This window comes from Burkholderia sp. MSMB1498, assembly GCF_001526245.1.
Lineage (GTDB): Bacteria > Pseudomonadota > Gammaproteobacteria > Burkholderiales > Burkholderiaceae > Burkholderia > Burkholderia savannae.
The window spans coordinates 16,985-43,929 of sequence record NZ_LOYJ01000026.1 but is presented as its reverse complement, the minus strand read 5'-3'; the positions used below and the strand labels follow the sequence as shown (position 1 = coordinate 43,929).

24 protein-coding genes are annotated in these 26,945 nt (G+C 67.6%); 14 read left to right on the top strand and 10 right to left on the bottom strand.

Features of this window, described 5'->3' with window-relative positions:
* Positions 1 to 60 precede the first annotated feature (60 nt).
* The 7 genes from rho (at position 61) to WS91_RS05510 (ending at position 8,214) form a co-directional block, all read left to right on the top strand.
* Entirely contained in the window at positions 61 to 1,323 is a 1,263-nt protein-coding gene (gene rho, locus WS91_RS05540) for a transcription termination factor Rho (protein WP_038749133.1), read from the top strand.
* A 130-nt stretch (positions 1,324 to 1,453) separates the two neighbouring features.
* On the top strand, positions 1,454 to 1,969 hold the full coding sequence (locus WS91_RS05535) for a MerR family transcriptional regulator (protein ID WP_059669904.1): 516 nt from the start codon (positions 1,454 to 1,456) through the stop codon (positions 1,967 to 1,969).
* A complete protein-coding gene (locus WS91_RS05530; protein WP_059669903.1) occupies positions 1,966 to 3,522 on the top strand; it encodes an MFS transporter in 1,557 nt (518 codons plus the stop codon). Before WS91_RS05535 ends, WS91_RS05530 begins: the two co-directional genes overlap by 4 nt.
* A 41-nt stretch (positions 3,523 to 3,563) precedes the next feature.
* On the top strand, positions 3,564 to 4,409 hold the full coding sequence (locus tag WS91_RS05525) for a M90 family metallopeptidase (protein WP_038749123.1): 846 nt from the start codon (positions 3,564 to 3,566) through the stop codon (positions 4,407 to 4,409).
* Between the two features lie 211 nt (positions 4,410 to 4,620).
* On the top strand, positions 4,621 to 4,884 hold the full coding sequence (locus tag WS91_RS05520) for a type B 50S ribosomal protein L31 (RefSeq protein WP_010103191.1): 264 nt from the start codon (positions 4,621 to 4,623) through the stop codon (positions 4,882 to 4,884).
* Positions 4,885 to 5,109: 225 nt separating this feature from the next.
* Positions 5,110 to 6,858 carry an ArnT family glycosyltransferase gene (locus tag WS91_RS05515; RefSeq protein ID WP_038749253.1) on the top strand — a complete coding sequence of 583 codons (1,749 nt, stop codon included), beginning with the start codon at positions 5,110 to 5,112 and terminating at the stop codon, positions 6,856 to 6,858.
* Positions 6,859 to 6,861: 3 nt separating this feature from the next.
* Entirely contained in the window at positions 6,862 to 8,214 is a 1,353-nt protein-coding gene (locus WS91_RS05510) for an MATE family efflux transporter (RefSeq protein ID WP_059580807.1), read from the top strand.
* A 553-nt stretch (positions 8,215 to 8,767) separates the two neighbouring features.
* On the opposite strand, the gene WS91_RS05505 is transcribed toward WS91_RS05510, so the two are convergent.
* Both WS91_RS05505 and WS91_RS05500 read right to left on the bottom strand, forming a co-directional pair.
* On the bottom strand, positions 8,768 to 9,172 hold the full coding sequence (locus WS91_RS05505) for a carboxymuconolactone decarboxylase family protein (protein ID WP_038749115.1): 405 nt from the start codon (positions 9,170 to 9,172) through the stop codon (positions 8,768 to 8,770).
* The gene (locus WS91_RS05500; protein ID WP_038749112.1) at positions 9,121 to 9,606 is read right to left on the bottom strand and encodes a MerR family transcriptional regulator; all 486 of its coding nucleotides are present in this window, start codon (positions 9,604 to 9,606) and stop codon (positions 9,121 to 9,123) included. The genes WS91_RS05505 and WS91_RS05500 overlap by 52 nt, the downstream gene beginning before the upstream one ends.
* Positions 9,607 to 10,174: 568 nt before the next feature.
* Between WS91_RS05500 and WS91_RS05495 the strand changes: the two genes are divergently transcribed.
* Together WS91_RS05495 and WS91_RS05490 are read left to right on the top strand one after the other, a co-directional pair.
* Complete coding sequence (locus tag WS91_RS05495) at positions 10,175 to 10,783, top strand: ComEA family DNA-binding protein (protein ID WP_059669902.1); 609 nt, start codon at positions 10,175 to 10,177, stop codon at positions 10,781 to 10,783.
* A 77-nt stretch (positions 10,784 to 10,860) separates the two neighbouring features.
* Positions 10,861 to 11,283, top strand: a complete 423-nt coding sequence (locus WS91_RS05490) for a YidB family protein (RefSeq protein WP_038744537.1) — start codon at positions 10,861 to 10,863, stop codon at positions 11,281 to 11,283.
* A gap of 197 nt (positions 11,284 to 11,480) precedes the next feature.
* On the opposite strand, the gene clpB is transcribed toward WS91_RS05490, so the two are convergent.
* Together clpB and WS91_RS05480 are read right to left on the bottom strand one after the other, a co-directional pair.
* Positions 11,481 to 14,078: an ATP-dependent chaperone ClpB gene (gene clpB / locus WS91_RS05485; protein ID WP_038744539.1), complete on the bottom strand. Its 2,598-nt coding sequence runs from the start codon at positions 14,076 to 14,078 to the stop codon at positions 11,481 to 11,483.
* 205 nt (positions 14,079 to 14,283) lie between these two features.
* A complete protein-coding gene (locus WS91_RS05480; protein WP_038744541.1) occupies positions 14,284 to 14,781 on the bottom strand; it encodes an Rrf2 family transcriptional regulator in 498 nt (165 codons plus the stop codon).
* Positions 14,782 to 14,964: 183 nt separating this feature from the next.
* Here WS91_RS05480 and WS91_RS05475 point away from each other — a divergent pair, with 183 nt between their 5' ends.
* Positions 14,965 to 15,516 carry a group III truncated hemoglobin gene (locus tag WS91_RS05475; RefSeq protein ID WP_038744683.1) on the top strand — a complete coding sequence of 184 codons (552 nt, stop codon included), beginning with the start codon at positions 14,965 to 14,967 and terminating at the stop codon, positions 15,514 to 15,516.
* Positions 15,517 to 15,807: 291 nt separating this feature from the next.
* On the opposite strand, the gene moaE is transcribed toward WS91_RS05475, so the two are convergent.
* The 6 genes from moaE to WS91_RS05440 all read right to left on the bottom strand — a co-directional run bounded on the left by moaE (position 15,808) and on the right by WS91_RS05440 (position 22,700).
* Positions 15,808 to 16,290, bottom strand: coding sequence for a molybdopterin synthase catalytic subunit MoaE (moaE, locus tag WS91_RS05470; protein WP_059669901.1), 483 nt, complete (start codon positions 16,288 to 16,290; stop codon positions 15,808 to 15,810).
* Between the two features lie 10 nt (positions 16,291 to 16,300).
* Complete coding sequence (moaD, locus tag WS91_RS05465) at positions 16,301 to 16,558, bottom strand: molybdopterin converting factor subunit 1 (RefSeq protein WP_038744685.1); 258 nt, start codon at positions 16,556 to 16,558, stop codon at positions 16,301 to 16,303.
* Between the two features lie 20 nt (positions 16,559 to 16,578).
* Positions 16,579 to 17,901, bottom strand: coding sequence for a molybdopterin molybdotransferase MoeA (locus tag WS91_RS05460; protein WP_059669917.1), 1,323 nt, complete (start codon positions 17,899 to 17,901; stop codon positions 16,579 to 16,581).
* 730 nt (positions 17,902 to 18,631) lie between these two features.
* Complete coding sequence (thrC, locus tag WS91_RS05450) at positions 18,632 to 20,083, bottom strand: threonine synthase (protein WP_059669899.1); 1,452 nt, start codon at positions 20,081 to 20,083, stop codon at positions 18,632 to 18,634.
* A gap of 7 nt (positions 20,084 to 20,090) precedes the next feature.
* Positions 20,091 to 21,419 (bottom strand): homoserine dehydrogenase, encoded by a 1,329-nt coding sequence (locus tag WS91_RS05445; RefSeq protein WP_038744547.1) that lies wholly within the window; start codon positions 21,417 to 21,419, stop codon positions 20,091 to 20,093.
* A gap of 42 nt (positions 21,420 to 21,461) precedes the next feature.
* Entirely contained in the window at positions 21,462 to 22,700 is a 1,239-nt protein-coding gene (locus WS91_RS05440) for a pyridoxal phosphate-dependent aminotransferase (RefSeq protein WP_038744687.1), read from the bottom strand.
* Between the two features lie 339 nt (positions 22,701 to 23,039).
* Between WS91_RS05440 and WS91_RS05435 the strand changes: the two genes are divergently transcribed.
* The 4 genes from WS91_RS05435 (at position 23,040) to WS91_RS05420 (ending at position 26,943) form a co-directional block, all read left to right on the top strand.
* The gene (locus tag WS91_RS05435) at positions 23,040 to 23,414 is read left to right on the top strand and encodes an Mth938-like domain-containing protein (protein ID WP_038744548.1); all 375 of its coding nucleotides are present in this window, start codon (positions 23,040 to 23,042) and stop codon (positions 23,412 to 23,414) included.
* Between the two features lie 141 nt (positions 23,415 to 23,555).
* Positions 23,556 to 25,262: a glycosyltransferase family 39 protein gene (locus WS91_RS05430; RefSeq protein ID WP_059669898.1), complete on the top strand. Its 1,707-nt coding sequence runs from the start codon at positions 23,556 to 23,558 to the stop codon at positions 25,260 to 25,262.
* A gap of 18 nt (positions 25,263 to 25,280) precedes the next feature.
* Positions 25,281 to 25,652 carry an SMR family transporter gene (locus WS91_RS05425; RefSeq protein ID WP_038744551.1) on the top strand — a complete coding sequence of 124 codons (372 nt, stop codon included), beginning with the start codon at positions 25,281 to 25,283 and terminating at the stop codon, positions 25,650 to 25,652.
* A 139-nt stretch (positions 25,653 to 25,791) separates the two neighbouring features.
* The gene (locus WS91_RS05420) at positions 25,792 to 26,943 is read left to right on the top strand and encodes a DegT/DnrJ/EryC1/StrS family aminotransferase (RefSeq protein WP_038744552.1); all 1,152 of its coding nucleotides are present in this window, start codon (positions 25,792 to 25,794) and stop codon (positions 26,941 to 26,943) included.
* Positions 26,944 to 26,945: the final 2 nt, after the last annotated feature.

Here is a 26,945-nt window from a genome sequence, read left to right as displayed (position 1 = left end):
CTTCCGCTCGCCCTCCTCCCTATATCTTTCGTCGCATCTCCTCCCTGGCGGGATCTCCGTATGCATTTATCCGAGCTCAAGTCTCTGCACGTCTCCGAATTGATCGAAATGGCCAACGGCCTGGAGATCGAAAACGCGAACCGCCTGCGCAAGCAGGAGCTGATGTTCGCCATTCTCAAAAAGCGCGCCAAGACGGGAGAAACGATCTTCGGCGACGGCACGCTCGAAGTGCTGCCGGACGGCTTCGGCTTCCTGCGCTCGCCGGAAATGTCGTACCTCGCGAGCACCGACGACATCTACATCAGCCCGTCGCAGATCCGCCGCTTCAACCTGCACACCGGCGACACGATCGAAGGCGAAGTTCGCACGCCGAAGGACGGCGAGCGCTACTTCGCGCTGGTGAAGGTCGACAAAGTCAACGGGCAGCCGCCCGAGGCCTCGAAACACAAGATCATGTTCGAGAACCTCACGCCGCTGCACCCGAACAAGCCGCTGTGGCTCGAGCGCGAAATGCGCGGCGAGGAAAACGTCACGGGCCGCATCATCGACATGATCGCGCCGATCGGCAAGGGCCAGCGCGGCCTGCTCGTCGCGTCGCCGAAGTCGGGCAAGACCGTGATGCTCCAGCACATCGCGCATGCGATCAAGCAGAACCACCCGGACGTGATCCTGTTCGTGCTGCTGATCGACGAGCGCCCCGAGGAAGTGACGGAAATGCAGCGCTCGGTCGCGGGCGAAGTGATCGCATCGACGTTCGACGAACCGGCCACGCGCCACGTGCAGGTCGCCGAAATGGTGATCGAGAAGGCCAAGCGCCTCGTCGAGATGAAGCACGACGTCGTGATCCTGCTCGACTCGATCACGCGTCTCGCGCGTGCGTACAACACCGTGATCCCCGCATCGGGCAAGGTGCTGACGGGCGGTGTCGACGCGAACGCGCTGCAGCGTCCGAAGCGCTTCTTCGGCGCGGCGCGCAACATCGAGGAAGGCGGGTCGCTCACGATCATCGGCACCGCGCTGATCGAAACCGGCAGCCGCATGGACGACGTGATCTACGAAGAGTTCAAGGGCACCGGCAACATGGAAGTGCACCTCGAGCGCCGTCTCGCGGAAAAGCGCGTGTATCCGTCGATCAACCTGAACAAGTCGGGCACGCGCCGCGAGGAAATGCTGATCAAGCCCGAGATCCTGCAGAAGATCTGGGTGCTGCGCAAATTCATCCACGACATGGACGAAGTCGAGGCGATGGAATTCCTGCTCGACAAGATCCGCCAGACGAAGAGCAACTCCGAGTTCTTCGACCTGATGCGCCGCGGCGGCTGACGCACGCACGCCGCCACGAAAAACCGCCCGCTCGCCGGGCGGTTTTTTTATCGCCAAACTTGTACGTGAACGTACACGTTGATCTATAATCGCGGACATCGATCCTTCGCCATCCGGAGAGTTCCGCGCCATGAGCGACGCCCCATCCACCCTGCTGCTGACCGTACGCGACGCCGCCGAGCGGCTCGGCGTCACGCCGCGCACGCTCAAGTACTACGAGGAGCGCGGGCTCGTCACGCCGTCGCGCAGCGAAGGCCGCTATCGGCTGTACGACGCGGCGGATCTCGAGCGCTTCGAGCGCATCCTGCGGCTGCGCGCGCTCGGATTCTCGCTGCACGGCATCACCGAGATGCTGAAGCGCCCGCTCGAGCCGACGGGCGACGGACGGCGGCGCTATTCGGACGCGTCGCTGCGCGACATCCACGCGGATCTGTCGCAGCAGATCGCGACGCTCGATGCGCGCATCGCCGCCGCACAGCGCGAATTGAAGGAAGTGCGCGCGCTGAAGAAGGAACTGCAGCACGACATCGACTACGTCGAGCGCCGGCTCGCCGGCGAAAACCCCGACGAGCTGATCGCCCAACGCCGCGCCGCCGCGCGCGGCCGCACGCCGGGCCCGCGCAAAACGGGCGGGCCCGACGCATGAACGCGGCGCGGGGCCGGCCGCCGCTCTGGAGCGTCGCGAACCTGCGCGGCGATTTCTTTCCATGGGTGCTCGCGATCGTCACCGGCCTCGACTACTTCGACAACGCGGCGTTCTCGTTCTTCGCGAGCTACATCGCGGGCGGGATCAACGCTTCGCCGGACGAACTCGTGTGGGCGTCGAGCGCGTACGCGGTGACGGCCGTGCTCGGCATCCTGCAACAGCAATGGTGGGTCGACCGCCTCGGGCACCGCCGCTACGTCGCCGGCTGCATGCTGATGTTCTCGCTCGGCGCGGCGGCCGCGGCGCTTGCGGACACATCGCTGCAACTCGCCTTCGCGCGCGGCTTCCAAGGCTATTTCATCGGCCCGATGATGGGCGCGTGCCGAATCCTGATCCAGGTCAGCTTCTCGCCGAAGGACCGCCCGCCCGCGACGCGCGCGTTCCTCATCATGCTGCTGCTCGGCAGCGCGCTCGCGCCGATCGCGGGCGGCCTCCTCGTCGCGCATTTCACGTGGCGCGCCCTTTTCGCGAGCACGGTGCCGACGGGCATCCTGTTCGCCGCGCTCGCGTTCGTCGCGCTGCCCGATTCGGGCCACACGCCGCCCGAGGAGCGCAGCAGCGCCCACTTCTGGCCGTACGTGATCTTCGCGCTCGCGCAGGGCGCGCTGCAAATCGTGATGCAGCAGGTCCGCTTCGAGCTCTTCGCGGGCTCGCCGCAGCTCGTGCTGCTCACCGTCGGCGGCCTCGCGGCGCTCGCGTGGTTCGGCCATCACCAGTGGCATCATCCGGCGCCGCTCGTGCGGCTGCACGCGTTTCGCGAGCGCACGTTCCAGGTCGGCCTCCTGCTCTACATGTTCTATTACTACGAGACGACGGGCTACAGCTATCTGATCTCGCGCTTTCTCGAAACCGGGCTCGGCTATCCGGTCGAGAACGCGGGGCGGCTCGTCGGCACGATGTCGCTCATCTCGGCGAGCGCGCTCTTCGTCTATCTGCGCTACGCGAAGCTTCTCACGCACAAGAAGTGGATCATCGTGCCCGGCTTCGCGATGGCCGCGTTCGCCGCGCTGTGGATGACGCGGATGGCGCCCGACGTCGGCGAAGCGGCACTCGTCGTGCCGCTCCTGATGCGCGGGCTGCTGCTCCTTTTCATCGTGCTGCCCGTCGCGAACCTGACGTTCCGCGTGTTCGCGATCGAAGAGTACTCGCACGGCTACCGGCTGAAGAACATCGTGCGGCAACTGACGATCTCGTTCGCGACCGCGTCGGTCATCATCGTCGAGCAGCATCGGCTCGCCGTGCACCAGACGCGGCTCGTCGAGCAGGCGAACGTCTACAACCCGCTGTTCCAGCAGACCGTCGACACGCTCGCGCGCGGCTTCGCGGCCGCGGGCCACGCGCTCTCCGAGGCGCACGCGCTCGCGCTCGTCACCGTGAGCCGGACGATCTCGCAACAGGCGTCGTTCCTGGCGTCGCTCGACGGCTTCTATTTCCTCGCGGGCGTCGCGATCTGCGGCGGCATCTTCGCCGCCTGGCAAAAAGAGATCGATTGAGGTACGTTTAGCGCCTGTCGCTTCATGCCCTCTTCTCCCCGATGCTCGCCAAACTCACCCAGTGGCTCGACGCGCGCCGCCGCGACCGCGCACTGCGCTCGCACCCGATTCCCGACGCGCTGTGGCGCGAGACGCTCGAGCGCCTGCCGTTCCTGTCTTACCTGTCCGGCGAAGACCTGGCGCGGCTGCGCGAAACGGCGAGCCTCTTTCTCGCGCAAAAGTCGTTTTCGACCGCGCACGGGCTCGAGCTCACCGACGCGATCGTCGCCGGCGTCGCCGTGCAAGCGTGCGTGCCCGTGCTGAACCTCGGGCTCGACCTGTATCGCGGCTGGGTCGGCATCGTCGTCTATCCGGGCGAATTCGTGATCCGCAAGACGGTCGAGGACGAGGACGGCGTCGTACACGAAGTCGAGCACGACGCGAGCGGCGAAGCGTGGGAAGGCGGGCCGGTGATCCTGTCGTGGGAGGACGTGCAGATGTCGGACGGCTCGGACGCGTACAACGTCGTGATCCACGAATTCGCGCACAAGATCGACATGATGAGCGGCCCGGCCGACGGCCACCCCCCCCTTTTTCGCCGCTGGCACGCGCCGGACCTCGACGCCGAACGCTGGGCCGACGTGTTCGACCACGCGTACGACCAGTTCTGCGATCGCGTCGACGCGGTGCCGGAGCGCGCGTGGGCGCGTTTCGAGCGCGATTCGCTGATCGATCCCTATGCGGCCGATCACCCGTCGGAATTCTTCGCGGTCTGCAGCGAGGCGCTCTTCGTCAAGCCGCGCGCGTTCGAGTCCGAATTTCCGGAGCTGTACCGGCTGCTCGCCCGCTATTACCGCCAGGACCCCGCGAAAACGGGCTGCCTCGCGCAGCCCGCCGCGCACGCCTGACGAAAAATTCGCCAAGCTTCTGATTTTCTGGCATAATCGCGAGCTTTCGACCTTAGGCAAGTGGCTCGCGCCGGGCTTTCGCACCGCGCAGCGCCGACCGGCGTCGATTCACGGCGCGCCCTGCACGCATGCCCGGCTGTCCGGACACGAAGCGAGGCGCGCCGCGATGCGCAAGCGGCGGGCTGGCTACCGCTCTTACACAGGAAAAACCATGAAACAAGGCATTCACCCGGATTACCGCGAAGTCGTCTTCCAAGACATGTCGAACGGCTTCAAGTTCATCACGCGCTCGACGATCCAGACGCGCGAAACCGTCGAGCTCGACGGCAAGACCTACCCGCTCGCGAAGATCGAAGTGTCGTCGGAATCGCACTCGTTCTACACCGGCCAGCAGAAGATCATGGATACGGCGGGCCGCGTCGAGAAGTTCAAGAACAAGTTCGGCGCACGCGCCAGCGGCAAGGCTGCGAAGTAAGTCTCGCGCCCCGATCGGCACCGGCCTCGCGCCGGTCCGGTTCCGCAAAAAAGGCAGCCCAGGCTGCCTTTTTTTGTCCCCGCTCATCCCGCGCCGACGCCGAGCGCCGCGCGGGCCGTCCGGTTCGCTGACGCGCGCCGTCCAGCGCGTCTACAATGCCGGATGCTCGAAATGGCCCGCCGCTCGCGCGTCGGGCATGCCGCCCATCCTCTGCCGCCCATCTGCATGAAGCCTGTCGTTCGCCTTACCGCTTCCGCCACCCGCGCGCTGCCGCGCTGGCTGCTGCTCACGCTCTGCATCGTCTATGCGGCGTTCGGGCTGTTCGGCCGCGATCCGTGGAAGAACGAAGACGCGGCGGGCTTCGGCGTAATGTGGACGATGGCGCAAGGCGGCCTGCATGACTGGCTGCTGCCGAACCTCGTCGGCAAGTTCATCACGTCGGACGGGCCCCTCGGCTATTGGCTCGGCAGCCTCGCGATCCGCGCGCTGCCGTGGGTCGACGCGAGCAACGCGTCGCGGGTCTACGCGGGCGTGCTGTTCTGCGTCGCGTCCGCGTTCGTCTGGTACGCCGCATACCTGCTCGGCCGGCGCGCCGAAATCCAGCCGTTCAAGTACGCGTTCGGCGGCGAGCCCGAGCCGCGCGACTACGGGCGCACGCTCGCCGACGGCGCGCTCCTCGTCTTGCTCGCGTGCTTCGGCCTCGCCGAGCGCGGCCACGAAACGACGCCGCAGCTCGCGCAATTCGCGTGGATCGCAATGCTCGTCTACGGGCTCGTGCGCGCGATCGACAAGCCGGTGCAAGGCGCGCTCTGGTGGGGCCTCGCGCTCGGTCTCGTCGCGCTGTCGGGCAATCCGGTGCTCGTCGCCGCGCTCGCGGTCGGCACGCTCGCGCTCTATCTCGTCACGCCCGAAATCCGCTGCGCGCAGTTGCCCGCGATCGGGCTGCCGCTCGCCGTCGCCGTGTTCGCGATCTGGCCGCTCGCCGCGCACGTCGCGCTCCCCGACGACGCGGCCTGGTTCTTCAACCAATGGCTGCACGGCAGCCTGATGCGCTTCTCCGGCCCGCCGACGACGGTGCTCGCGTACGCGGCCAAGAACCTGCCGCTCTTCACGTGGCCCGCGTGGCCGCTCGCGATCTGGGCGTGGGTCAGCTGGGCGGGCCTGCGCCGCCGGCCGCACATCGCGATTCCGCTGTCGGTCGTCGCGCCGCTCGTCGCGCTCGTGATCCTGCAGAGCCAGCAGACGAACCGGATGTACATGCTGCTGCTGCCGCCGCTCGCCGTCGTCGCGACGTTCGCGCTGCCGACGCTCAAGCGCGGCGCGATCAACGCGATCGACTGGTTCGCGGTGCTGAGCTTCACGATCCTCGGCACGTTCGTGTGGCTCGTGTGGCTCGCGTCGCTGACGGGCTTCCCGCATCCGCTCGCGCGCAACCTCGGCCGCCTCGTGCCGGGCTACGAGCCGCACTTCAAGGTGCTGTCGTTCGTCTGCGCGGTCGCCGCGACCGCATGCTGGCTGATGCTCGTGCGCTGGCGCATCTCGCGTCAGCCGAAGGTGCTGTGGCGCAGCGTCGTGCTGTCGAGCGCCGGCACGACGCTGATGTGGGTGCTGCTGATGACGCTGTGGCTGCCGATCGTCAACTACAGCCGGACCTATCGCGACGTCGCGCAGCAGATCGCCGCGCACCTGCCGCCCGACTACGAATGCATCTCGCCCGTGCGCCTTGGCGACGCGCAGATCGCGACGTTCGCCTACTTCGGCGACATGCACTTCTCGTTCACCGACGACTGCGACGTGATCCTGCGGCAGGACCGCGCGGACTTCGGCGAGCCGAGCTCGATGTCGCAGTACGTGTGGCGCCTCGTGTGGGAAGGCCGCCGCGCCGCCGACCGCGACGAGCGCTTCCGACTGTACGAACGGATCGAGCGCCCGAAGACGCCCGTCAAGCGCCGCCCGCCGCCCAAGGCCCGCTGACCGATGTTCGGCGACGTTCGCAAAATCGCCGGCCTCGCGTGGCCGGTGCTCGTCGGCCAGCTCGCGATCGTCGCGTTCGGCGTGATCGACACCGCGATGGTCGGCCGATTCTCCGCGCTCGATCTCGCCGCGCTTGGGCTCGGCATGTCGATCTATCTGTCCGTGTTCATCGCGCTGACGGGCATCCTGTCCGCGCTGCAGCCGATCGCCGGGCAGTTGTACGGCGCGCGGCGCTACGCGGAGATCGGCGAAGAAGTGCGTCAGGCGATATGGCTCGCGGTGCTGCTCGCGATCCCCGGCTTCCTGCTGCTGCATTTCCCGCATCCGCTGCTGCGGATCGCGCACGCGCCCGCCGAACTCACCGAGCGCACGGTCGCGTATCTGCGCATCCTGTCGTTCGGGCTGCCCGCGAGCCTGCTCTTTCGGATCTACAGCGCGCTGACGAACGCGGCGGGCAAGCCGCGGCTCGCGATGATCCTGCAGCTCGGCGCGCTCGCAATCAAAGTGCCGCTCAACATCTGGTTCATTTTCGGCGGCCTCGGCGTGCCCGCGCTCGGCGGCCCCGGCTGCGGGCTCGCGAGCACGCTGATCAACTGGGCGCTCGCGATCGTCGGCTTCACGCTGCTCGCGAGGCTCGACGTGTTCGAGCCGCTCGCGATCTTCGCGCGCTTCACGCGGCCCGTCTGGCGGCGGCAGAAAGCGCTCCTCACACTCGGCGTGCCGATGGGGCTCTCGTATCTGATCGAGGTCACGTCGTACACGTTCATGGCGCTCTTCATCGCGCAGTTCGGCACGACGACGCTCGCCGGCCATCAGATCGCCGGCAACATCGGCGCCGTGCTCTACATGACGCCGCTGTCGATCGGCGTCGCTTCGTCGACGCTCGTCGCGCGCGCGCTCGGCGCGAAGCGGCTCGACGAAGCGCGCTCGCTCGGCCGGCACGGGATCGCGCTCGCCTGCGCGGTTGCATGCGTGTACGGGATCGTCGTGTTCGCGCTGCGGCCGCTCATCGTGTCGGGCTACACGCCGAATCCGGCCGTCGCCGCGGCGGCGATGCCGCTCGTCGCGATCGTCACGTTCTATCACTTCTTCGACGCGCTGCAGATCACGACCGCGTTCGTGCTGCGCGCGCACAAAGTCGCCGTCGCGCCGACCGCGATCTACGCGATCGCGCTGTGGGGCGTCGGGCTCGGCGGCGGCTATCTGCTCGGCTTCGACGTCGGCGGCGTCGTGCCCGCGTCGCTCACCGGCGCGCGCGGCTTCTGGATCGCCAACACCGCGAGTCTGATCCTCGCGGGCGGCGGGCTCGCGCTCTATCTGAGGCGGATCGGGCAACGGGAGGCAAGCGGTGCGTAGCGGGGAGCGGTCGATGTCGACTGCGTCGTGTTTTATGCCTTTTTCGCTCGGGTTGCCGCTTTCCGCGCGTTCGGCGTCGCGCGTGCCGACACGCGTGCGCCAATGCTCACGCGTGGCGCCACGGCAGCGCGGGCGTTCCCGTCACTCGGCCAAGCCGGGCGCAAACCCGCCCGCGTGATGAACGTGCCCGCCGCCGCGTAGCGTCGCATTGCAGACGGAATGGCGACGGCGCGGCACCTTGATCGATCACGCGCGCGTCGACGCCGTACGCACGCCGATTGCGCAACCGCCGCATCGCGCGGCTCGCCATCGCCGTCGCCGTCACGCTCGCCGAGCCCGACCATCCGAGCCGACGTCGTCACGAACGGCGACCGCCCGCGCCCGCCGCCGCGAGCAGCTCGCGCCAGGCGCGAGAATCGGTCCGAAATCGGCCCGAAATCGGCCCAATCGCGCGCTTGCGGCATCTCGCGCGCGACGCCCTACCCCGCACATTGCGAAGCGCCGCGTCGGCGCGCCGCATCACATGTCGGCGCGCCGACCGCCGACGCCGCGCTCACGCATGCGCGTGCGCGGCATCGCGCCGCTCGAACACCTCGCGCGCGGCGAACAGCGCGTTGAGCGCGGCGGGAAAGCCCGCGTACACGGCCATCTGCATGAACACTTCGACGATCTCCTCGCGCGTGCACCCGACGTTCAGCGCCGCCTCGACATGCACCTTCAACTGCGGCTGCGCGTGGCCGAGCGTGGCGAGCGACGCGATCGTCGCGATTTCGCGCGACTTCAGATCGAGCTGCGGCCGGCTGTAGATGTCGCCGAAGCCGAACTCGACGAGCAGCCGCCCGAAGTCGGGCGCGATCGGCGCGAGCGACGCGACCACGCGCTCGCCGACTTCGCCGTCGATTTCCTTCAGCTTGTTCCAGCCGCGCGTATAGCGGTCTTCCGCGATTCGAGATTCCATCGTTCGTCCTTATCCGGTTGAGATTGATTCGCCTGTCGATTCGCGTCGCGCTCGGCCCGCTCGTAATACGCGATCTTGTCGACGATCGCGTCAAGGTTCGTCTGCAGCGCGTCGATCTGCGCGCGCACCGCGTCGCGATGCGCGACGAGAAGCGCGCGCCGCTCGCCGATCGTCGCATCGCCTTGCGCGCGCAGCTCGGCGAACGCCTGCATTCCGGCGATCGGCATTCCGGTCGCCTTCAGGCGCATCACGAAGCGCAGCCAGTCGAGGTCGGCGGGCGCGTACAGCCGGTGTCCCGACTGCGTGCGCGAAATCGACCGCAGCAGGCCCGCCTGCTCGTAATAGCGCAGCGTGTGCGTCGACACGCCGACGAGCGCGGCCACCTGGCCGATCGTCAACGCGCGCGGGGACGTTTGCTTCGGTGCGTTCGACATGACGTTCTCGAGGTTAGGACTTAGAGTGCACTCTAAGTCAAGCGCCGCGCGATGGCCAGCGGCCGCTCGGCCGATGCCAACTCGGTGGCTTGGTGGATCGGTGGATCGGTGGATCGGTGGATCGGTGGATCGGTGGCTTGGTGGCTTGGCGGCTCGGCGATTCGGCGATTCGGCGATTCGGCGATTCGGCGGTTCGGCGGTTCGGCGGTTCGGCAGCTCGGCAGCTCGGCAGCTCGGCGGTTCGGCGGTTCGGCGGTTCGGCGGTTCGGCGGTTCGGCGGTTCGGCGGTTCGGCAGCTCGGCGGTTCGGCAGCTCGAAAACGTGGTCACTCATCGCCCCTTCGTCCCGCCCCTCGCCTTGCGCCCCGATTTCAGTCAAAGATGGTCAAAACCCGCCCGCATGCGCGGCCGCAGCCTTTACAGTGTCGCCGGCGATGCGCAACATTGCGCCGCTGTCTTAAAAAGGGCACGCATTTGTCCTATGCTTGAACGCGACGCCCGGTCCGTGCCGCACGCCGACGTTCGTTCCGACAGCCATTCATCCGTTCCATCAAAAGGGAGCCCCCGTCATGCTGAAGAAGCTGCTGATGCTGGTCGTCGCACTGTCGCTTTCGCTGACCGCCGCGTTCGCCGCCGCGGTCGAAGTCAACACCGCCGATCAGGCGGCGCTCGAATCGGTGAAGGGCCTCGGCCCGGTGAAGTCGAAGGCGATCATCGACGAGCGCGCGAAGAACGGCCCGTTCAAGAGCGCCGACGATCTCGCGAACCGCGTGAAGGGCCTCGGCGCGAAGTCGGTCGCCAACCTCGAGGCGGCGGGCCTGACGATCGGCGGCTCGTCGACGCCACCGACGGGCGCGAAGGCGAAGACGAGCACGACGAAGCCGGCCGCAGCCGCGACGAGCGCCGCGCCGGCTCCGTCCACGACGACGAGCGCCGCGCCCGCGCCGGCCGCGACGACGCCCGCCCCCGCCGCGACCACGCCGTCGACGGCGGCGAGCACGCCGGCCGCGAAGAAGACGCGCGCGTCGAAGAAGAAGGACAAGGCCGCTGCCGCGGCGAGCGATGCGACGGCGGGCGCGAGCGCGCCGGCCGCCGCGTCGACGACGAAGGCGAAGGGCTCGAAGAAGAGCAAGAAGAACAAGGCGGCGACGCCGGCGTCCGCGGCATCGGGCGCATAAGTCGGCGCCGCGCGTCGCGCGGCGTCTTCGCTCCACCGGCGCCGTTCGCGGCGCCGCCTCAACCTAGCAGGTGAATCATGGGTCTACTCGACATCGTTGGCGGTCTGATCGGCGGCCAAGGCGGCAATCAGAACGCACTCGTCAGCGCCGCGCTGGAGTTCATCAACAACCAGCCGGGCGGCCTGAACGGCCTCATCGAAAAGTTCAACGCGGGCGGCGCGGGCAACATCATCGGCTCGTGGATCGGCAACGGCGAAAACCAGCCGATCTCGCCCGAGACGCTGCAGAACGTGCTCGGCTCGGATGCGGTCGGCGCGATCGCGCAGAAGGTCGGCATCGATCCGCAGCAAGCGTCCGGCATCCTCGCGCAGGTGCTGCCGCACGTCGTCAACGGCGCGACGCCGAACGGCGAAGTGCCGGCGAACGGCCAGCTCGACACGTCGAACGTGCTCGGCACGCTGTCGCAGCTCGCGGGCCTGTTCGGCAACAAGCAGGCGTAAGCGCCGAAGCACCGCATCGCGCGCGCGGCGGACCGCCCGCGCGATGCATTCGGCCGAGGCGGCCGCCGGAAACCGGCACGAACGCGCCGCCGATAAAAAAACACCCCGCTTGCTCGGGGTGTTTTTTTGGGCGAGCCGAACAGCGGCGAGCCGATCCAAGCGCCGGCACGCCGGGCCGCCGGGCCAAGACGCGGCGATCAATGCACGACGCGCTCGAACACGAACTTGCCGTCGTGCACGTCGACCGGAATCACGTCCTTCGGACCGAAACGGCCCGCGAGGATGAGCTTCGCGACCGGGTTCTCGATCTCCTGCTGGATCGCGCGCTTGAGCGGCCGCGCGCCGAACAGCGGATCGTAGCCGACCTTGCCGATCTGCTCGAGCGCCGCATCCGACACGTCGAGCGCCATGTCGAGCTTCGCGAGCCGGTCGTGCAGCCGCGCGAGCTGGATCTTCGCGATCGACTGGATATTGCTGCGGTCGAGCGCATGGAACACGACGACGTCGTCGATCCGGTTCAGGAACTCGGGGCGGAAATGCTGCTTGACCTCGCTCCACACCGCGTCCTTGATCTCTTCCTGCGACGAGCCCGACATCGACTGGATCAGCTGCGAGCCGAGGTTCGACGTCATCACGATCACCGTGTTCTTGAAGTCGACGGTGCGCCCCTGCCCGTCCGTCATCCGGCCGTCGTCGAGCACCTGCAGCAGCACGTTGAACACGTCCGGATGCGCCTTCTCGATCTCGTCGAGCAGGATCACGCTGTACGGCTTGCGGCGCACCGCCTCGGTCAGATAGCCGCCTTCCTCGTAACCGACGTAGCCGGGCGGCGCGCCGATCAGCCGAGCGACGCTGTGCTTCTCCATGAACTCGCTCATGTCGATGCGGATCAGATGCTCCTCGGTATCGAACAGGAAGCCGGCGAGCGCCTTGCACAGCTCGGTCTTGCCGACGCCCGTCGGGCCGAGGAACAGGAACGAGCCGTACGGACGGTTCGGATCGGCGAGGCCCGCGCGCGAGCGCCGGATCGCGTCGGCAACCGCGTCGATCGCCTCGTTCTGGCCGACCACGCGCTCGTGCAGCTTCTCCTCGATGTGCAAGAGCTTCTCGCGCTCGCCCTGCATCATCCGAGACACGGGAATGCCCGTCGCGCGCGACACGACTTCGGCGATTTCCTCCGCGCCGACCTGCGTGCGCAACAGGCGCGGGCGTGTCGGATTGTGCTGCTCGGTTTCCTCCGCCTGCGTGACCTGCTTGAGGCGCGCCTCGAGCTGCGGCAGCTTGCCGTACTGGAGCTCGGCGACCTTCTCGAGCTTGCCATCGCGCTGCAGCCGAGTGATGTCGGCGCGCACCTTGTCGATCTCTTCCTTCAACTGCGCGCTGCCCTGCACGGCCGCTTTCTCGGCCGTCCAGATCTCCTCGAGATCCGCGTACTCGCGCCCGAGCCGCTCGATCTCCTCTTCGATCAGCTGCAAACGCTTCTGCGACGCTTCGTCCTGCTCCTTCTTCACCGCTTCGCGCTCGATCTTCAGCTGGATCAGACGACGGTCGAGCTTGTCCATTTCTTCGGGCTTCGAATCGATTTCCATCTTGATCTTCGACGCGGCCTCGTCGATCAGGTCGATCGCCTTGTCGGGCAAGAAGCGGTCGGTGATGTAGCGATGCGACAGCTCCGCCGCCGCGACGATCGCAGGATCGGTGATCTCGACGCCGTGGTGCAGCTCGTACTTCTCCTGCAGGCCGCGCAGGATCGCGATCGTCGCCTCGACGCTCGGCTCGTCGACGAGCACCTTCTGGAAGCGGCGCTCGAGCGCGGCGTCCTTCTCGATGTACTTGCGATATTCGTCGAGCGTCGTCGCGCCGATGCAGTGCAGCTCGCCGCGCGACAGCGCCGGCTTCAGCATGTTGCCCGCGTCCATCGCGCCTTCGGCCTTGCCCGCGCCGACCATCGTGTGGATCTCGTCGATGAACACGATCGTGCGGCCCTCGTCCTTCGCGATGTCGTTGAGCACGGCCTTCAGGCGCTCCTCGAACTCGCCGCGGTACTTCGCGCCGGCGAGCAGCGCCGCCATGTCGAGCGACAGCACGCGCTTGTTCTTCAGCGTCTCGGGCACCTCGCCGTTGACGATGCGCTGCGCGAGCCCCTCGACGATCGCGGTCTTGCCGACGCCCGGCTCGCCGATCAGCACCGGGTTGTTCTTCGTGCGGCGCTGCAGGATCTGGATCGAGCGGCGAATCTCGTCGTCGCGGCCGATCACGGGATCGAGCTTGCCCGAACGCGCGCGCTCGGTCAGGTCGACCGTGTATTTCTTCAGCGCCTCGCGCTGGCTTTCCGCGTCCGCGCTGTGCACTTGCGAGCCGCCGCGCACCCCGGCGATCGCGGATTCGAGCGCGCGGCGCGTGAGCCCATGCTGGCGCGCGAGACGGCCCGCGTCGCCCTTGTCGTCGGCGACGGCGAGTAGGAACATCTCGCTCGCGATGAACGTGTCGTTGAGCTTCTGCGCTTCCTTGTCCGCCTGGTTCAACAGGCCCGCGAGCTCGCGCCCGACCTGGATGTCGCCGCCCGTGCCCGTCACTTGCGGCAGGCGCGAGATCGCTTCGCTGAGCGCGCCTTGCAGCGCCTGGATGTGCACGCCCGCGCGCGACAGCAGCGAGCGTGCGGAGCCGTCCTGCTGCGCGATCAGCGCGGCGAGCACGTGAACGGGTTCGATGTATTGGTTGTCACGCCCGGCGGCAAGACTTTGCGCGTCCGCGAGCGCCTCTTGGAATTTGGTGGTGAGCTTGTCGATTCTCATGAATGAGACCTCCAATATGCGAATGGCAACCAGATGAGGATGGTTATCCGCCTTTCAAGCCGGCTTTTCATTGAGGCACAGCAAAGGCTCGCGTCACGCATGCGCGTGGCGGCACTGGAGGACGGGCGCGGCGAATGGAGCAGCCGCGCACGCGAAAGAAGCGTCGGGAAAGCGCCCCCGCAGGGGGCGTCGTGCGGGGGCGCCGTCAGCCGACGGCGGTCGCGCTCGCGCGAGCCTCGGCCGCGGGCACGATCCGCACCGGCGTCAGGCCGAGCAGCATCGCGAGCTGCGACGCCGGCTGCGACAGCTCGCCGATCGTGTGCTTGTCGAGCTCCGCGAAGAATGCGTCGCGGGCGGCCACGAACACGCCCTTCAGTCGGCACGCCGACTGGATCACGCAGCTGCGGTGCGATTCGGACTCGTCCGCGAAGCAGCCGACGAGCGCGAAATCGTTTTCGGTCTTGCGCACGACCTCGCCGACCGTGAGCGCGGCGGACTGGGCGTTCAGGCGCAAGCCGCCGTTGCGGCCGCGTACCGTTTCGATCCAACCGAGCTCGCCGAGCTGCTGCACCACTTTCATCAAATGGTTCTTGGAGATGCCGTAGGCATCCGAGATCTCTTGGATCGTCGACAAGCCCTCGCCTCGGACTGCGAGGAACAACATGACGCGCAAAGAGTAGTCGGTGTAATCGGTTAGTCTCATTACGAAATGGATGTTGTGTCAGTGCGACCGGCGCTCGCGCAGGCATCGCGCGTCTGCCATTGCCGATCAGACGGCCGCGTCATAAGATGCGTTCCGTCAGCACTTTTATTGAGAGGGTGGCCGTTTATTATTGTGCGACAAAATCGCACCCGCGTGCTGCCGTATTGCCCGGCCCTTTTTTTGATGACCCAAGCTTCCACCGCCTCGCCCGCCGCCGCGACGCCCGTTCGCGACGCCGAACCGACCCCGGAAAACATCCGCGCGCTCGTCGACGCGTTCTACGAGCGCGTGCGCGACGACGCACTCCTCGGCCCCGTGTTCGAGAGCAGGCTCGCCGGCCGCTGGGACGAGCACCTGCCGAAAATGGGCGAATTCTGGTCGAGCCTCGTGATCGGCACGAAAAGCTACCGCGGCAACGTGCAAGCCGCGCACCAGCCGCTCGACGGCCTCGAACCCGCTCATTTCAGCCGCTGGCTCGCGCTTTTCCTGAAGACCGTCGAGGCGCGCTACGAGCCCGCCGCGGCCGTGCGCTTCATGGAGCCCGCGCTGCGGATCGCGCAGAGCCTGCAATTGAGCCGCTTCGGCTGGGATTACCGGATTCCTGCCGAGCAGCAGGCGATTCTCGACCTGATCGCGCCGAAGCGGCCGGGCAACGACGACGCGCATGCGCAGCGGCCGCGCGGCGAGCCGTTTCCGGCGAAGATCATCGGCCGAACGACGCGCGACGACGCGTGAGCGCGTGCCGGCAGCACGGCCCCGGCCGCGCCTGAAAGCGCCGCGCGGCACGCCGAACAACAACCGTGAAAATTCGTCGAGTGCGGACGTTTGGATATCGAAATCGACGCAATCGCGAATAATCTGTTTTAAACGCCCGTGACGTACGGCATCTCGCCGATGAAAATTGGCGATCGACCATTCTCGTTCGCCGAGCCGCCCCGAACCGGGCGCTGGAAAACGCGCGCTCCGGATCGCCGCGCCCGACATCGCGTGCGGCTGCCGCCGAAGTCGCTCCCGACGACGCCGCGCCTACGTCGACCGCTTCGCGTTCCCCGATTCGACGCCCCAGCGCGCGAGCGCCGCATCGTCGGCGCTGCGCGCATCGACCCAGCGCTCGCCCGCGGGCGTCGCCTCCTTCTTCCAGAACGGCGCCTGCGTCTTCAGGTAGTCCATCACGAACTCGCACGACTGGAACGCGTCGCCGCGATGCGCACAGGCGGTCGCGACGAATACGATCTGATCGAGCGGTTGAAGCCTGCCGACCCGGTGGACGATCGCGACGTCGATGCCGGGCCAGCGCGCGATCGCGTCGTCGGCGATCGCCGCGAGCGCCTTCTCGGTCATCCCCGGATAATGTTCGAGCTCGAGCGCGTCGACCGGATCGCCGTCGTTCAGGTCGCGCACCGTGCCGACGAAGCACGCGACCGCGCCCACCTTCGGATTACGCGCGCGCAGCGCCGCGATTTCCGCGCTGACGTCGAAGTCGTCCGTCTGCACCCGTACCGTCGCCATCGCCGCCTCCTCAGCCGCCCGTGACGGGCGGAAAGAACGCGACCTCACAGCCGTCGGTGATCCGCGTGCCGGCATCCGTCATCGTGTGGTTGCACGCCATGCGCAGCGCGCGGCCCTCGGCGAGCGTCTGCGCCCATGCGCCGCCGCGCGTGCGTAGCCAGGCGCGCACGTCGCCCACCGTCGCGACGCCGTCAGGCACCGTCACCGTCTCGCTCGCAACGCCGAGCGCTTCGCGCACGCTCGCAAAAAATTTCAGTTCGATCTTCATCGTCACTACGCCGCCCGGCTTCAGCCGAGCATTTCGGAAAAAGGAATGAAACGCACCGTCTCGCCCGCGCTGATCGCGTGATTCGGCGGATTGTCGATCAGGCCGTCGCCCCACACCGTCGACGTCAGCACGGCCGAGCTCTGGTTCGGGAACAGGTCGAGGCCGCCCGCCGCGTTCACGCGCGCGCGCAGGAATTCGTTGCGGCGGTCGGCCTTGTTCTGCGTGAAATCGGCGCGCAGCGACACCGCGCGCGGCGCGACCTGCGTCGCGCCCGCGACGCGCAGCAGGAACGGCCGCACGAACAGCAGGAACGTGACGAAGCTCGACACCGGGTTGCCAGGCAGGCCGATGAAATACGCTTCGTCGCCGCTCGCGCCGCTTGCATCGATTGCTCCGCTCGCGTCATTCGCGTCGTTCGCGTCGTTCGCGTCGTTCGCGTCGTTCGCGTCGTTCGTGCCGCTCGCCGCCGCGCCGCAGCCGGCGCGATGTCGCCGGATCGCGCCGAACGCGAGCGGCTTGCCCGGCTTCATCGCGATCTGCCACAGCGCGAGCCGCCCCTCCGCCTCGACCGCGGGCTTCACGTGATCCTCGTCGCCCACGGACACGCCGCCGCTCGTCACGATCACGTCGTGCCCGCGCGCCGCTTCGCGCAGCGCCGCGCGCGTCGCGTCGAGCCGGTCCGGCACGATGCCGTAGTCGGTCACGTCGCAGCCGAGCCGCTCGAGGAGCCCGCGCAGCGTGAAGCGGTTCGAGTTGTAGATCGCGCCCGGCTTGAGCGGCTCGCCCGGCATCGTCAGCTCGTCGCCCGTGAAGAACACCGCGACCTTCACGCGGCGCGTGACCGCGAGCGACGCGCAACCGACCGACGCGGCAAGCCCCATCGCCTGCGGCGTCATCCGCGCGCCGGCGGGCAGGATCACCGAGCCGCGGCGGATGTCCGCGCCCCGCGCGGTGACCCATTCGCCCGCCGTCGGCGTGTGCAGGATGTCGACCTGATCGCCCGCGGCCTCCGTCTGCTCCTGCATCACGACCGCGTCGGCGCCCGCCGGCACGGACGCGCCCGTGAAAATGCGCGCCGCCGTGCCCGGCGCGAGCGGCTCGGCCGGATGGCCCGCGGGGATGCGCTGCGACACGGCGAGCCGCCGCTCGCCGCGCGTCAAATCGGCGATGCGCACCGCGTAGCCGTCCATTGCGCTCGTGTTCATCGGCGGCACGTCGAGCGGCGACACGACGTCGGCCGCGAGCACGCGGTTGAGCGCATCGAGCGTCGCGACGGTCTCGGTTCCGGCGAGCGGACGCGCGGCCGCGAGAAGCGTCGCGAGCGCGTCGGCCGTGGACAGCATCGGCGCGCGCGGCGTCTGGGTGTTGGGCTGGGACATCGTCGATTGAAATATTGACCGGATGGCGACATTGTAGCGACGCCTCCGCGTGAATGTGGGCGCGCGATCGCAGCGATTCGATCGCGCGCAGCGAATCGCGCGCGGCTCGCCGGCCAGATCTTCGGAAACGGCGGGCGCGTGGAGTGGATAGCGCGGCGATCCGGTTGTCGCGCGATCACCGGGCAATGGCCGGTGCAATGGCCGGTGCGATCGCCCGTACGATCTTGCCGGCGCGAACGGCGAGGTCCGTCGCTCGTCGCCATCGCCCCTCCGCCTAATCGGCACGCCGTGCGGTGCGCGCCAGCGATGAGCGCCCGAAAAGGAAACAGCCCGACCGGGGTAATCCGGTCGGGCTGTTTCGGTCAGGCTGATCATGTCGCCCAAGCCGCAACGCAATGTCATCCGACATTGATCCGACGAATGTTGATCCGACGAATGCGTGTCGCGGTCTTGACTGCATGCGCCCAATGCCGATCGACCGGCTTCCGGCAAATGCCGCGCAGCGCAGCGTCGCGCGTCACGGCGTCGCGCCCGCAACCGTTGCGACGCGCATCCGGCTCGCCGCGCGCGCGCCGCCCGCATCGCGGCATCGCGGCCGGGCCGACGTGCGGCACCGCACCTCGCCCGGCGAGCGACGCCGGCATCGCACGAGCCGCGCGCCGCCGCGCCCGCAACCGCTAACGTTGCCCGAACGTCACGCGCCCGTGTGCGCGGCGATGAAGTCCTTCACCTGCTGCGCGTTCGCATCGACGACCTCGAAGCGCTGCGGCAGCGCCTCGAGCCCGTCGAACGCGGCCGGGCGCGACGGCTCCTGCCCGAGTGCCTCGCGAATCGTCTCGCCGAACTTGATCGGCTGCGCGGTCTCGAGCACGACCATCGGCACGCCCGGCTGCAGGTGCTCGCGCGCGACCTTCAGGCCGTCGGCCGTGTGCGTGTCGATCGTCGTGCCGTAGCGCTCGAACACGTCGCGGATCGTCGCGATCCGGTCCGCGTGCGTGCTGCGGCCCGACACGAAGCCGAACTCCGCGACGCGCGCGAAATCGCCGCTCGCGACAAGATCGAAGCCGCCCTTTTGCTCGACGTCGCGAAACAGCTGAACGACGCGCGCCGGATCGCGGCCGAGCAGGTCGAACACGAAGCGCTCGAAGTTCGACGCCTTCGAGATGTCCATGCTCGGGCTGCTCGTGTGATACGTGTCCTGAGCGCTGCGCACGCGGTACGCGCCGGTGCGGAAGAACTCGTCGAGCACGTCGTTCTCGTTGGTCGCGACGACGAGCTTCTCGATCGGCAGCCCCATCATCCGCGCGATATGGCCCGCGCAGACGTTGCCGAAGTTGCCGGACGGCACCGTGAACGACACGCGCTCGTCGTTGGACTTCGTCGCCGCGAAGTAGCCCTTGAAGTAGTAGACGACCTGCGCGACGACGCGCGCCCAGTTGATCGAATTGACCGTGCCGATCTTGTGCCGCGCCTTGAACGCGTGATCGTTCGACACGGCCTTCACGATGTCCTGGCAGTCGTCGAACACGCCCTTCACCGCGAGGTTGAGGATGTTCGGGTCCTGCAGGCTGTACATCTGCGCGGTCTGGAACGCGCTCATCTTCCGGTGCGGCGACAGCATGAACACGCGCACGCCCGCTTTGCCGCGCATCGCGTATTCGGCCGCGCTGCCCGTGTCGCCCGACGTCGCGCCGAGGATATTGAGCGTCTCGCCGTGCCTGGCGAGCGTGTACTCGAACAGGTTGCCGAGCAACTGCATCGCCATGTCCTTGAACGCGAGCGTCGGGCCGTTCGACAGCTCGAGCAGCGCGAGCGGCGCGCCGTTCTCGGTGCCGAGCGTCGTGAGCGGCGTGATGTCGGCTGCGTTCTCGCCGTGGCGCATGTGGCGGTAGACGTCGGCCGTGTACGTGCGGCGCGCGAGCGCGCGCAGATCGTCGGCGGGGATGTCGTCGCAGAATTTCGACAGGATCTCGAACGCGAGATCCGCATACGGCAGCGCGCGCCAGCGCGCGAGCTCGTCCGCGCTCACCCGCGGGTATTCGCTCGGCAGATAGAGCCCGCCGTCCTTCGCGAGGCCGCCGAGCAGGATGTCGGAGAACGTGTGGCGCTCGCCGATCCCGGCGCCGCGCGTGGAGATGTAATTCATGTCGTCCTCAGTTGAGCGCTTCCATGCGCAGCTTCGTCACCTTCGAGACGACCGTCGCGAGCGATTCGATGCGGGCGATCGCCGCGTTGACGTTCTTCTCGATCGTCTCGTGCGTGATCAGGATGATGTCGGTTTCGCCGTTCGCGTCGTCGACCTGCTCCGACTCCTTCTGCAAGAGCGCATCGATCGAGATACCCGAATCGGCGAGGATGCGCGTGATGTCCGCGAGCACGCCCATCTGGTCGGCGACGCGCAGGCGCAGGTAGTAGCCGCTCGTCACTTCCTCGATCGGCAGAATCGGCGTGTTCGACAGGCTGTCCGGCTGGAACGCGAGATGCGGCACGCGATGCTCGGGGTCGGCCGTGTGCAGGCGCGTGACGTCGACGAGATCGGCGACGACGGCCGACGCCGTCGGCTCCGCGCCCGCGCCCTTGCCGTAGTAGAGCGTCGTGCCGACCGCGTCGCCGTGCACGACGACCGCGTTCATCGCGCCCTCGACGTTCGCGAGCAGGCGCTTCTCGGGAATCAGCGTCGGGTGCACGCGCAGCTCGATGCCGCGCTCGGTGCGGCGCGTGATGCCGAGCAGCTTGATCCGGTAGCCGAGCTCCTCGGCGTACTTGATATCGGTCGCGGCGAGCTTGCTGATCCCTTCGACGTACGCGCGGTCGAACTGCACCGGCACGCCGAACGCGATCGCGCTCATGATCGTCGCCTTGTGCGCGGCGTCGACGCCTTCGATGTCGAAGGTCGGATCGGCCTCCGCGTAGCCGAGCTCCTGCGCAGCCTTCAGCGCGGTCGCGAAATCGAGGCCGCGGTCGCGCATCTCCGACAGGATGTAGTTCGTCGTGCCGTTGATGATGCCGGCGATGTACTGGATGCGGTTCGCGGTCAGGCCCTCGCGCAGCGCCTTGATGATCGGGATGCCGCCCGCGACGGCCGCCTCGAACGCGACCATCACGCCCTTCTCGCGCGCGGCCTCGAAGATTTCGGTGCCGTGCACCGCGAGAAGCGCCTTGTTGGCCGTCACGACGTGCTTGCCGTTCGCGATCGCGCGCAGCACGAGCTCGCGCGCGAGGCCCGTGCCGCCGATCATCTCGGCGACGATCGCGATCGACGGATCGTCGACGACCGCGTTGAAATCATCGCCGATCGACACGCCGTTCGCGTCGCCGTCGAGCGCGGCGAGCGCCTTCGCGGGATTGCGCACCGCGACGCGCGCGATCTCGATGCCGCGCCCGGCGCGCCGCTTGATTTCCTCCTGGTTGCGGCGCAGCACCTTGAAGGTGCCGCCGCCCACCGTGCCGAAGCCCAACAGGCCTACTTTGATCGGTTCCATGCTGCGTGTGATCTATTGAGTGAAAAGGGGGGGAGCGCCCGGTCAGACCGAGTGGCGCTTCCGATAACCATCGAGGAAGCGCGCGATCCGCTCGATCGAATCGGTCAGATCGTCGATGTTCGGCAGGAACACGACGCGGAAGTGATCCGGCGTCGGCCAGTTGAAGCCCGTGCCCTGCACGAGCAGCACGCGTTCCTTCAGCAGCAGCTCGAGGATGAACTGCTGGTCGTTGTCGATCGGATAGAGCTTCGGATCGAGGCGCGGAAACATGTAGAGCGCCGCCTCCGGCTTCACGCACGACACGCCCGGGATCGACGTCAGCATGTCGTACGCGAGCTCGCGCTGCTTGTAGAGGCGCCCGCTCGGCACGATCAGCTCGTTGATGCTCTGATAGCCGCCGAGCGCGGTCTGGATCGCGTACTGGCCGGGCACGTTCGCGCACAGGCGCATCGACGACAGGATGCCGAGCCCTTCGAGATAGTCGTTCGCGCGGCGGCGGTTCTCGGCCGTGAGGCCCGCGACCGACATCCAGCCCGCGCGATAGCCGCACGACCGGTAGCTCTTCGAGAGGCTGTTGAACGTGACCGTGATCACGTCCTCGGCGAGCGACGCGAGCGCCGTGTGCGACTTACCGTCGTAGACGATCTTGTCGTAGACCTCGTCGGCGAAGATGATGAGCCCGTGCTCGCGCGCGATCGCGATCAGCTCGAGCAGCAACTCGTCCGAATAGAGCGCGCCCGTCGGGTTGTTCGGGTTGATCACGACGAGCGCCTTCGTGTTCGGCGTGATCTTGCGGCGAATGTCGTCGGGATCGGGCATCCAGCGGTTCGACTCGTCGCAGACGTAGTGCACGGGCGTGCCGCCCGACAAGCTCACGGCGGCCGTCCACAGCGGATAATCGGGCGCGGGCAGCAGCACCTCGTCGCCGTCGTTCAGGAGCGCCTGCGTCGCCATCACGATCAGCTCGGACGCGCCGTTGCCGATGTAGATGTCGTCGAGCCCGACGCCCTTCACGCCCTTTTGCTGCGTGTAGTGCATGACCGCCTTGCGCGCGGCGAACACGCCCTTCGAGTCCGAATAGCCGGACGACGTCGGCAGGTTGCGGATCATGTCCTGGATGATCTCGTCCGGCGCGTCGAAGCCGAACGGGGCCAGATTGCCGATGTTCAGCTTGATGATGCGATGCCCCTCGTCCTCGAGGCGCTTCGCGTGCTCGAGGACGGGGCCGCGGATGTCGTAGCAGACGTTGAGCAGCTTGTTCGACTTTTGAATCGGTTTCACGGCGGACACGTTCCTGGGTAATGCCTGCGGGCCTGGGGGGCGGGGATCAAAACTGGAGAGCGGCCGGTAGCGCGCTGTCTAGGAATGGCTTGATGCGGCTGCCGGGCGCGGCTTGTGGCGGCGCGCGACATAATCGCCGCCCGGCGGCGGCTAAAAAGTTATAATTTAGCGGATTTTGGCCGACTTTCGCAATGCACCAACCCGGCCGCGGCCCCCGCGCGACAACGTCCGCCACGGCGGCCGCGCGCATCGCGGCAGACGGCCCGCCCCGTTCGGGGCCGGATCGCAGCGTCCGCGCAGCGTTTGTTCCGGCCCTTTTCGACACCGCGGAAGACCGATTTGAAATTACACCAGGACCCGAGCAACGCGCTCAACACCGTCACCGGCTATGGCCCCGATTACGTCGACATCAATCTGCAGCGCCACGAAACGAGCGTGATCGTGCTGCCGGGCGCGCCCGTCATCGAATGGCCCGTCGCGTCGTTCGACGCGCTCACGCCGGAGCTGTTCGCGGTGCTGCTCGAGCCGCAGCCCGAAGTCGTGATCTTCGGCAGCGGCGCGAAGCTGCGCTTCCCGCACCCGCGCCTGACCGCGCAGCTCACCGCGCAGCGAATCGGGGTCGAAACGATGGATTTCCAGGCCGCCTGCCGCACGTACAACATCCTGATGGCCGAAGGCCGGAAGGTTGCCGCGGCGCTGCTGATCGAACGTTAAGCGAGCGTTAAGCCGCATCGCGCTAAAACTTCCGGCGGCGCTTGGCCCCCCGCTCGCATCCGGTTTCGCGCCGCGCCCCGCCCGCCGCGGACGCTCAGCCGCAGTCCGCCCGATCGAATCTTACACACTCAATACGAAACCATGAACGATATGCCGACGAGGCTACCGCTCAATCGCGCCGCGCCCATGACGCTCAACCGCGCCGCGCTCCTCCTTCTCGTCGCGGCGCTCGCCGTGATCTGGTTCGCGCCGCTCGGCCTGCGCCATCTGATTCCGAGCGACGAAGGCCGCTATGCGGAAATGGCCCGCGAGATGTTCGCCACGGGCGACTGGATCACGCCGCGCTACAACGGCTACAAGTACTTCGAGAAGCCCCCGCTGCAAACGTGGCTCAACGCGCTCACGTTCGTGTGGTTCGGCGTCGGCGAATGGCAGGCGCGCTTCTACACGGCGCTCGCGAGCTTCGCCGGCGTGCTTTTCGTCGGCTTCACCGGCGCGCGCGTGTTCAACCCGCGCGCGGGCTTGTTCGCCGCGCTCGTGCTCGCGAGCTCGCCGTACTGGAACCTGATGGGCCACTTCAACGCGCTCGACATGGGGCTGTCGCTGTGGATGACGGTCACGCTGTGCTCGCTCCTCCTCGCGCAGCGGCCCGGCATCGGCAAGCGCGCCGAGCGCGGCTGGATGTGGCTCTGCTGGGCGTCGATGGCGCTCGCCGTGCTGTCGAAGGGCTTGATCGGCCTGATCCTGCCGGGCGCCGCGCTCGTCCTCTATACGCTCGCCTCGCGCGACTGGGCGCTCTGGAAGCGCCTCTACATCGTGAGCGGCCTCGTCATCTTCTTCGCGGTCGCGACGCCGTGGTTCGTGCTCGTGCAGTCGCGCAACCCGGAATTCCTCAACTTCTTCTTCATCGTCCAGCAGTTCCGCCGCTACCTGACGCCCGAGCAGAACCGCCCCGGCCCGCTCTACTACTTCGTGCCGGTGCTCATCGTCGGCTTCCTGCCGTGGCTGTCCGTCAGCGTGCAGAGCGTGCGCCACGCGCTGCGCATCCCGCGCCAGCCGAACGGCTTCGCGCCGATGCTCGTGCTCTGCGTCTGGAGCGCGTTCATCTTTCTGTTCTTCAGCGCGTCGCATTCGAAGCTGATCTCGTACGTGCTGCCTGTGGCGCCCGCGCTCGCGCTGATGATCGGCACGTATCTGCCGCTCGTGTCGGGCGAGCGGTTCCGCCGCCATCTGTTCGGATATCTGGTGTTCCTCGTCGCCGCCGCGTTCGGCGCGCTCTTCCTCGCGCGTCTCGGCGACGCGCGCACGCCGAACGCGCAATACCTCGAGTTCCAGAAATGGGTGTACGCGGCGCTCGGCGTCGCGTTCACGCTCACGCTCGTCGCCGTGTGGCTGAACCGCCGCAGCCGTGCGGGCATCGCCGCGGCGGCCGTCGCGTTCGGCGCCGGCTGGCTGCTCCTCGGCACGATCGGCGGCACGGGCCACGACGCGTTCGGCCGCTACAGCTCGGGCGCGCTCCTCGCGCCCGCGATCCGCGCGGAGCTCGCGAAGCTGCCGCCCGACACGCCGTTCTATTCGGTCGAGGTGCTCGACCACACGCTGCCGTTCTACGTCGGCCACACGACGATCATGGTCGAGCGCAAGGACGAGCTCGCGTTCGGCATCTCGGTCGAACCGAACAAGTGGGTGCCGACCGTCGCCGAATGGGAGCAGCGTTGGCGCGCCGATCGCTACGCGCTCGCGCTGATGTCGCCCGAGCGCTACAGGCAACTGTCGGAGGCGGGCCTGCCGATGCGCGTCGTCGCGCGCGACAACCGGCGCGTCGTCGTCGAAAAGCCGCAACCCTGATCTCGAGGACGCGAATCGATGAATCCCGTTTCCCTCTTTTGCATCGTCACGGGCGTGATGCTGAACGCCTGCGCGCAGCTGCTGCTGAAGGCCGGCGTGCGCGCCGTTGGACACTTCGAATTCACCCGTGCGAACATTGTGCCGATCGGCTTCAAGATCGCGACCCAATTGCCGATCGTCGGCGGCCTCGGCTGCTACGTGCTCTCCGTGGTGGTGTGGATCGTCGGGCTGTCGCGGGTCGACGTGTCGGTCGCGTATCCGATGCTCTCGCTCGGCTACGTCGTCAACGCGTTCGCCGCGTGGTATCTGTTCGGCGAGGTGCTGTCGGTGCAGCGCCTCGTGGGCATCGGCATCATCCTGATCGGCGTGTTCGTGCTCGCGCGCAGCTGACTCGCCCGCACGCGGCCGATGCGCATGATGCACATCGGGCGCACCGACAAAAAGTGACGCACCCGTTTCGCCAGCCGGTGTTAAATGCGCGTGTCGGGCGGCGCCCGAATCCTTTCACACGACAACGAGCGAAGCTTACATGAGCCAGACTTCCGTTCCTTTCCTGCCGTTCGTCAAACCCGAGATCGACGAGGAAACCATCCAGGGCGTTTCCGACGTGCTGCGCTCCGGCTGGATCACGACCGGCCCGCAGTGCCAGCGCTTCGAGGCCGCGCTGTCCGAATTCTGCGGCGGGCGCCCGGTGCGCGTGTTCAACTCGGGCACGGCGACGCTCGAGATCGGCCTGCGGATCGCGGGCGTAGGCCCCGGCGACGAAGTGATCACGACGCCCGCGTCATGGGTCGCGACGAGCAACGTGATCCTCGAGACGGGCGCGACGCCCGTGTTCGTCGACATCGATCCCGCGACGCGCAACCTCGATCTCGACCTCGTCGAAAAGGCGATCACGCCGCGCACGAAGGCGATCATCCCGGTGTATCTCGCGGGCCTGCCCGTCGACATGGACCGCCTCTACGCGATCGCGCGCGCGCACGCGCTGCGCGTGATCGAGGACGCCGCGCAGGCGCTCGGCTCGACCTGGCGCGGCCAGCGCATCGGCGCGATCGGCGACATCGTGTCGTTCAGCTTCCATCCGAACAAGAACATCACGTCGATCGAAGGCGGCGCGCTCGTGCTCAACGACGAAGCCGAGGCGACGCTCGCGCAGAAGTACCGGCTGCAGGGGATCACGCGCACGGGCCTGGACGGCATGGACTGCGACGTGCTCGGCGGCAAGTACAATCTGACCGACGTCGCCGCGCGCGTCGGCTGGGGCCAGCTCGCGCACCTCGAACGCTTCAACGCGACGCGGCGCACGCTCGCGCGCCGCTACTTCGACGCGTTCGCGGGGGGCGCTGCGCTCGCGCTCGGCGTCGGGCTGCCCGTCGCGGACTTCGAGAACGGCAACTGGCACATGTTCCAGATCACGCTGCCGCTCGAGAAGCTGTCGATCTCGCGCGGCGAGTTCATGGAGCAGTTGAAGCAGCGCGGCATCGGCTCGGGCGTCCACTACCCGGCCATTCATCTTTTCACGCTGTACCGCGCGCGCGGCTTTACGGAGGGCATGTTCCCCCACGCGGAGCGCTTCGGCGCGTCGACCGTCACGCTGCCGCTCTTCACGCAGATGAGCGCAGAGGACGTGCAACGGGTCGTCGACGCCGTCAACCAGATTTGCGAACAATACGGAAAATAAGC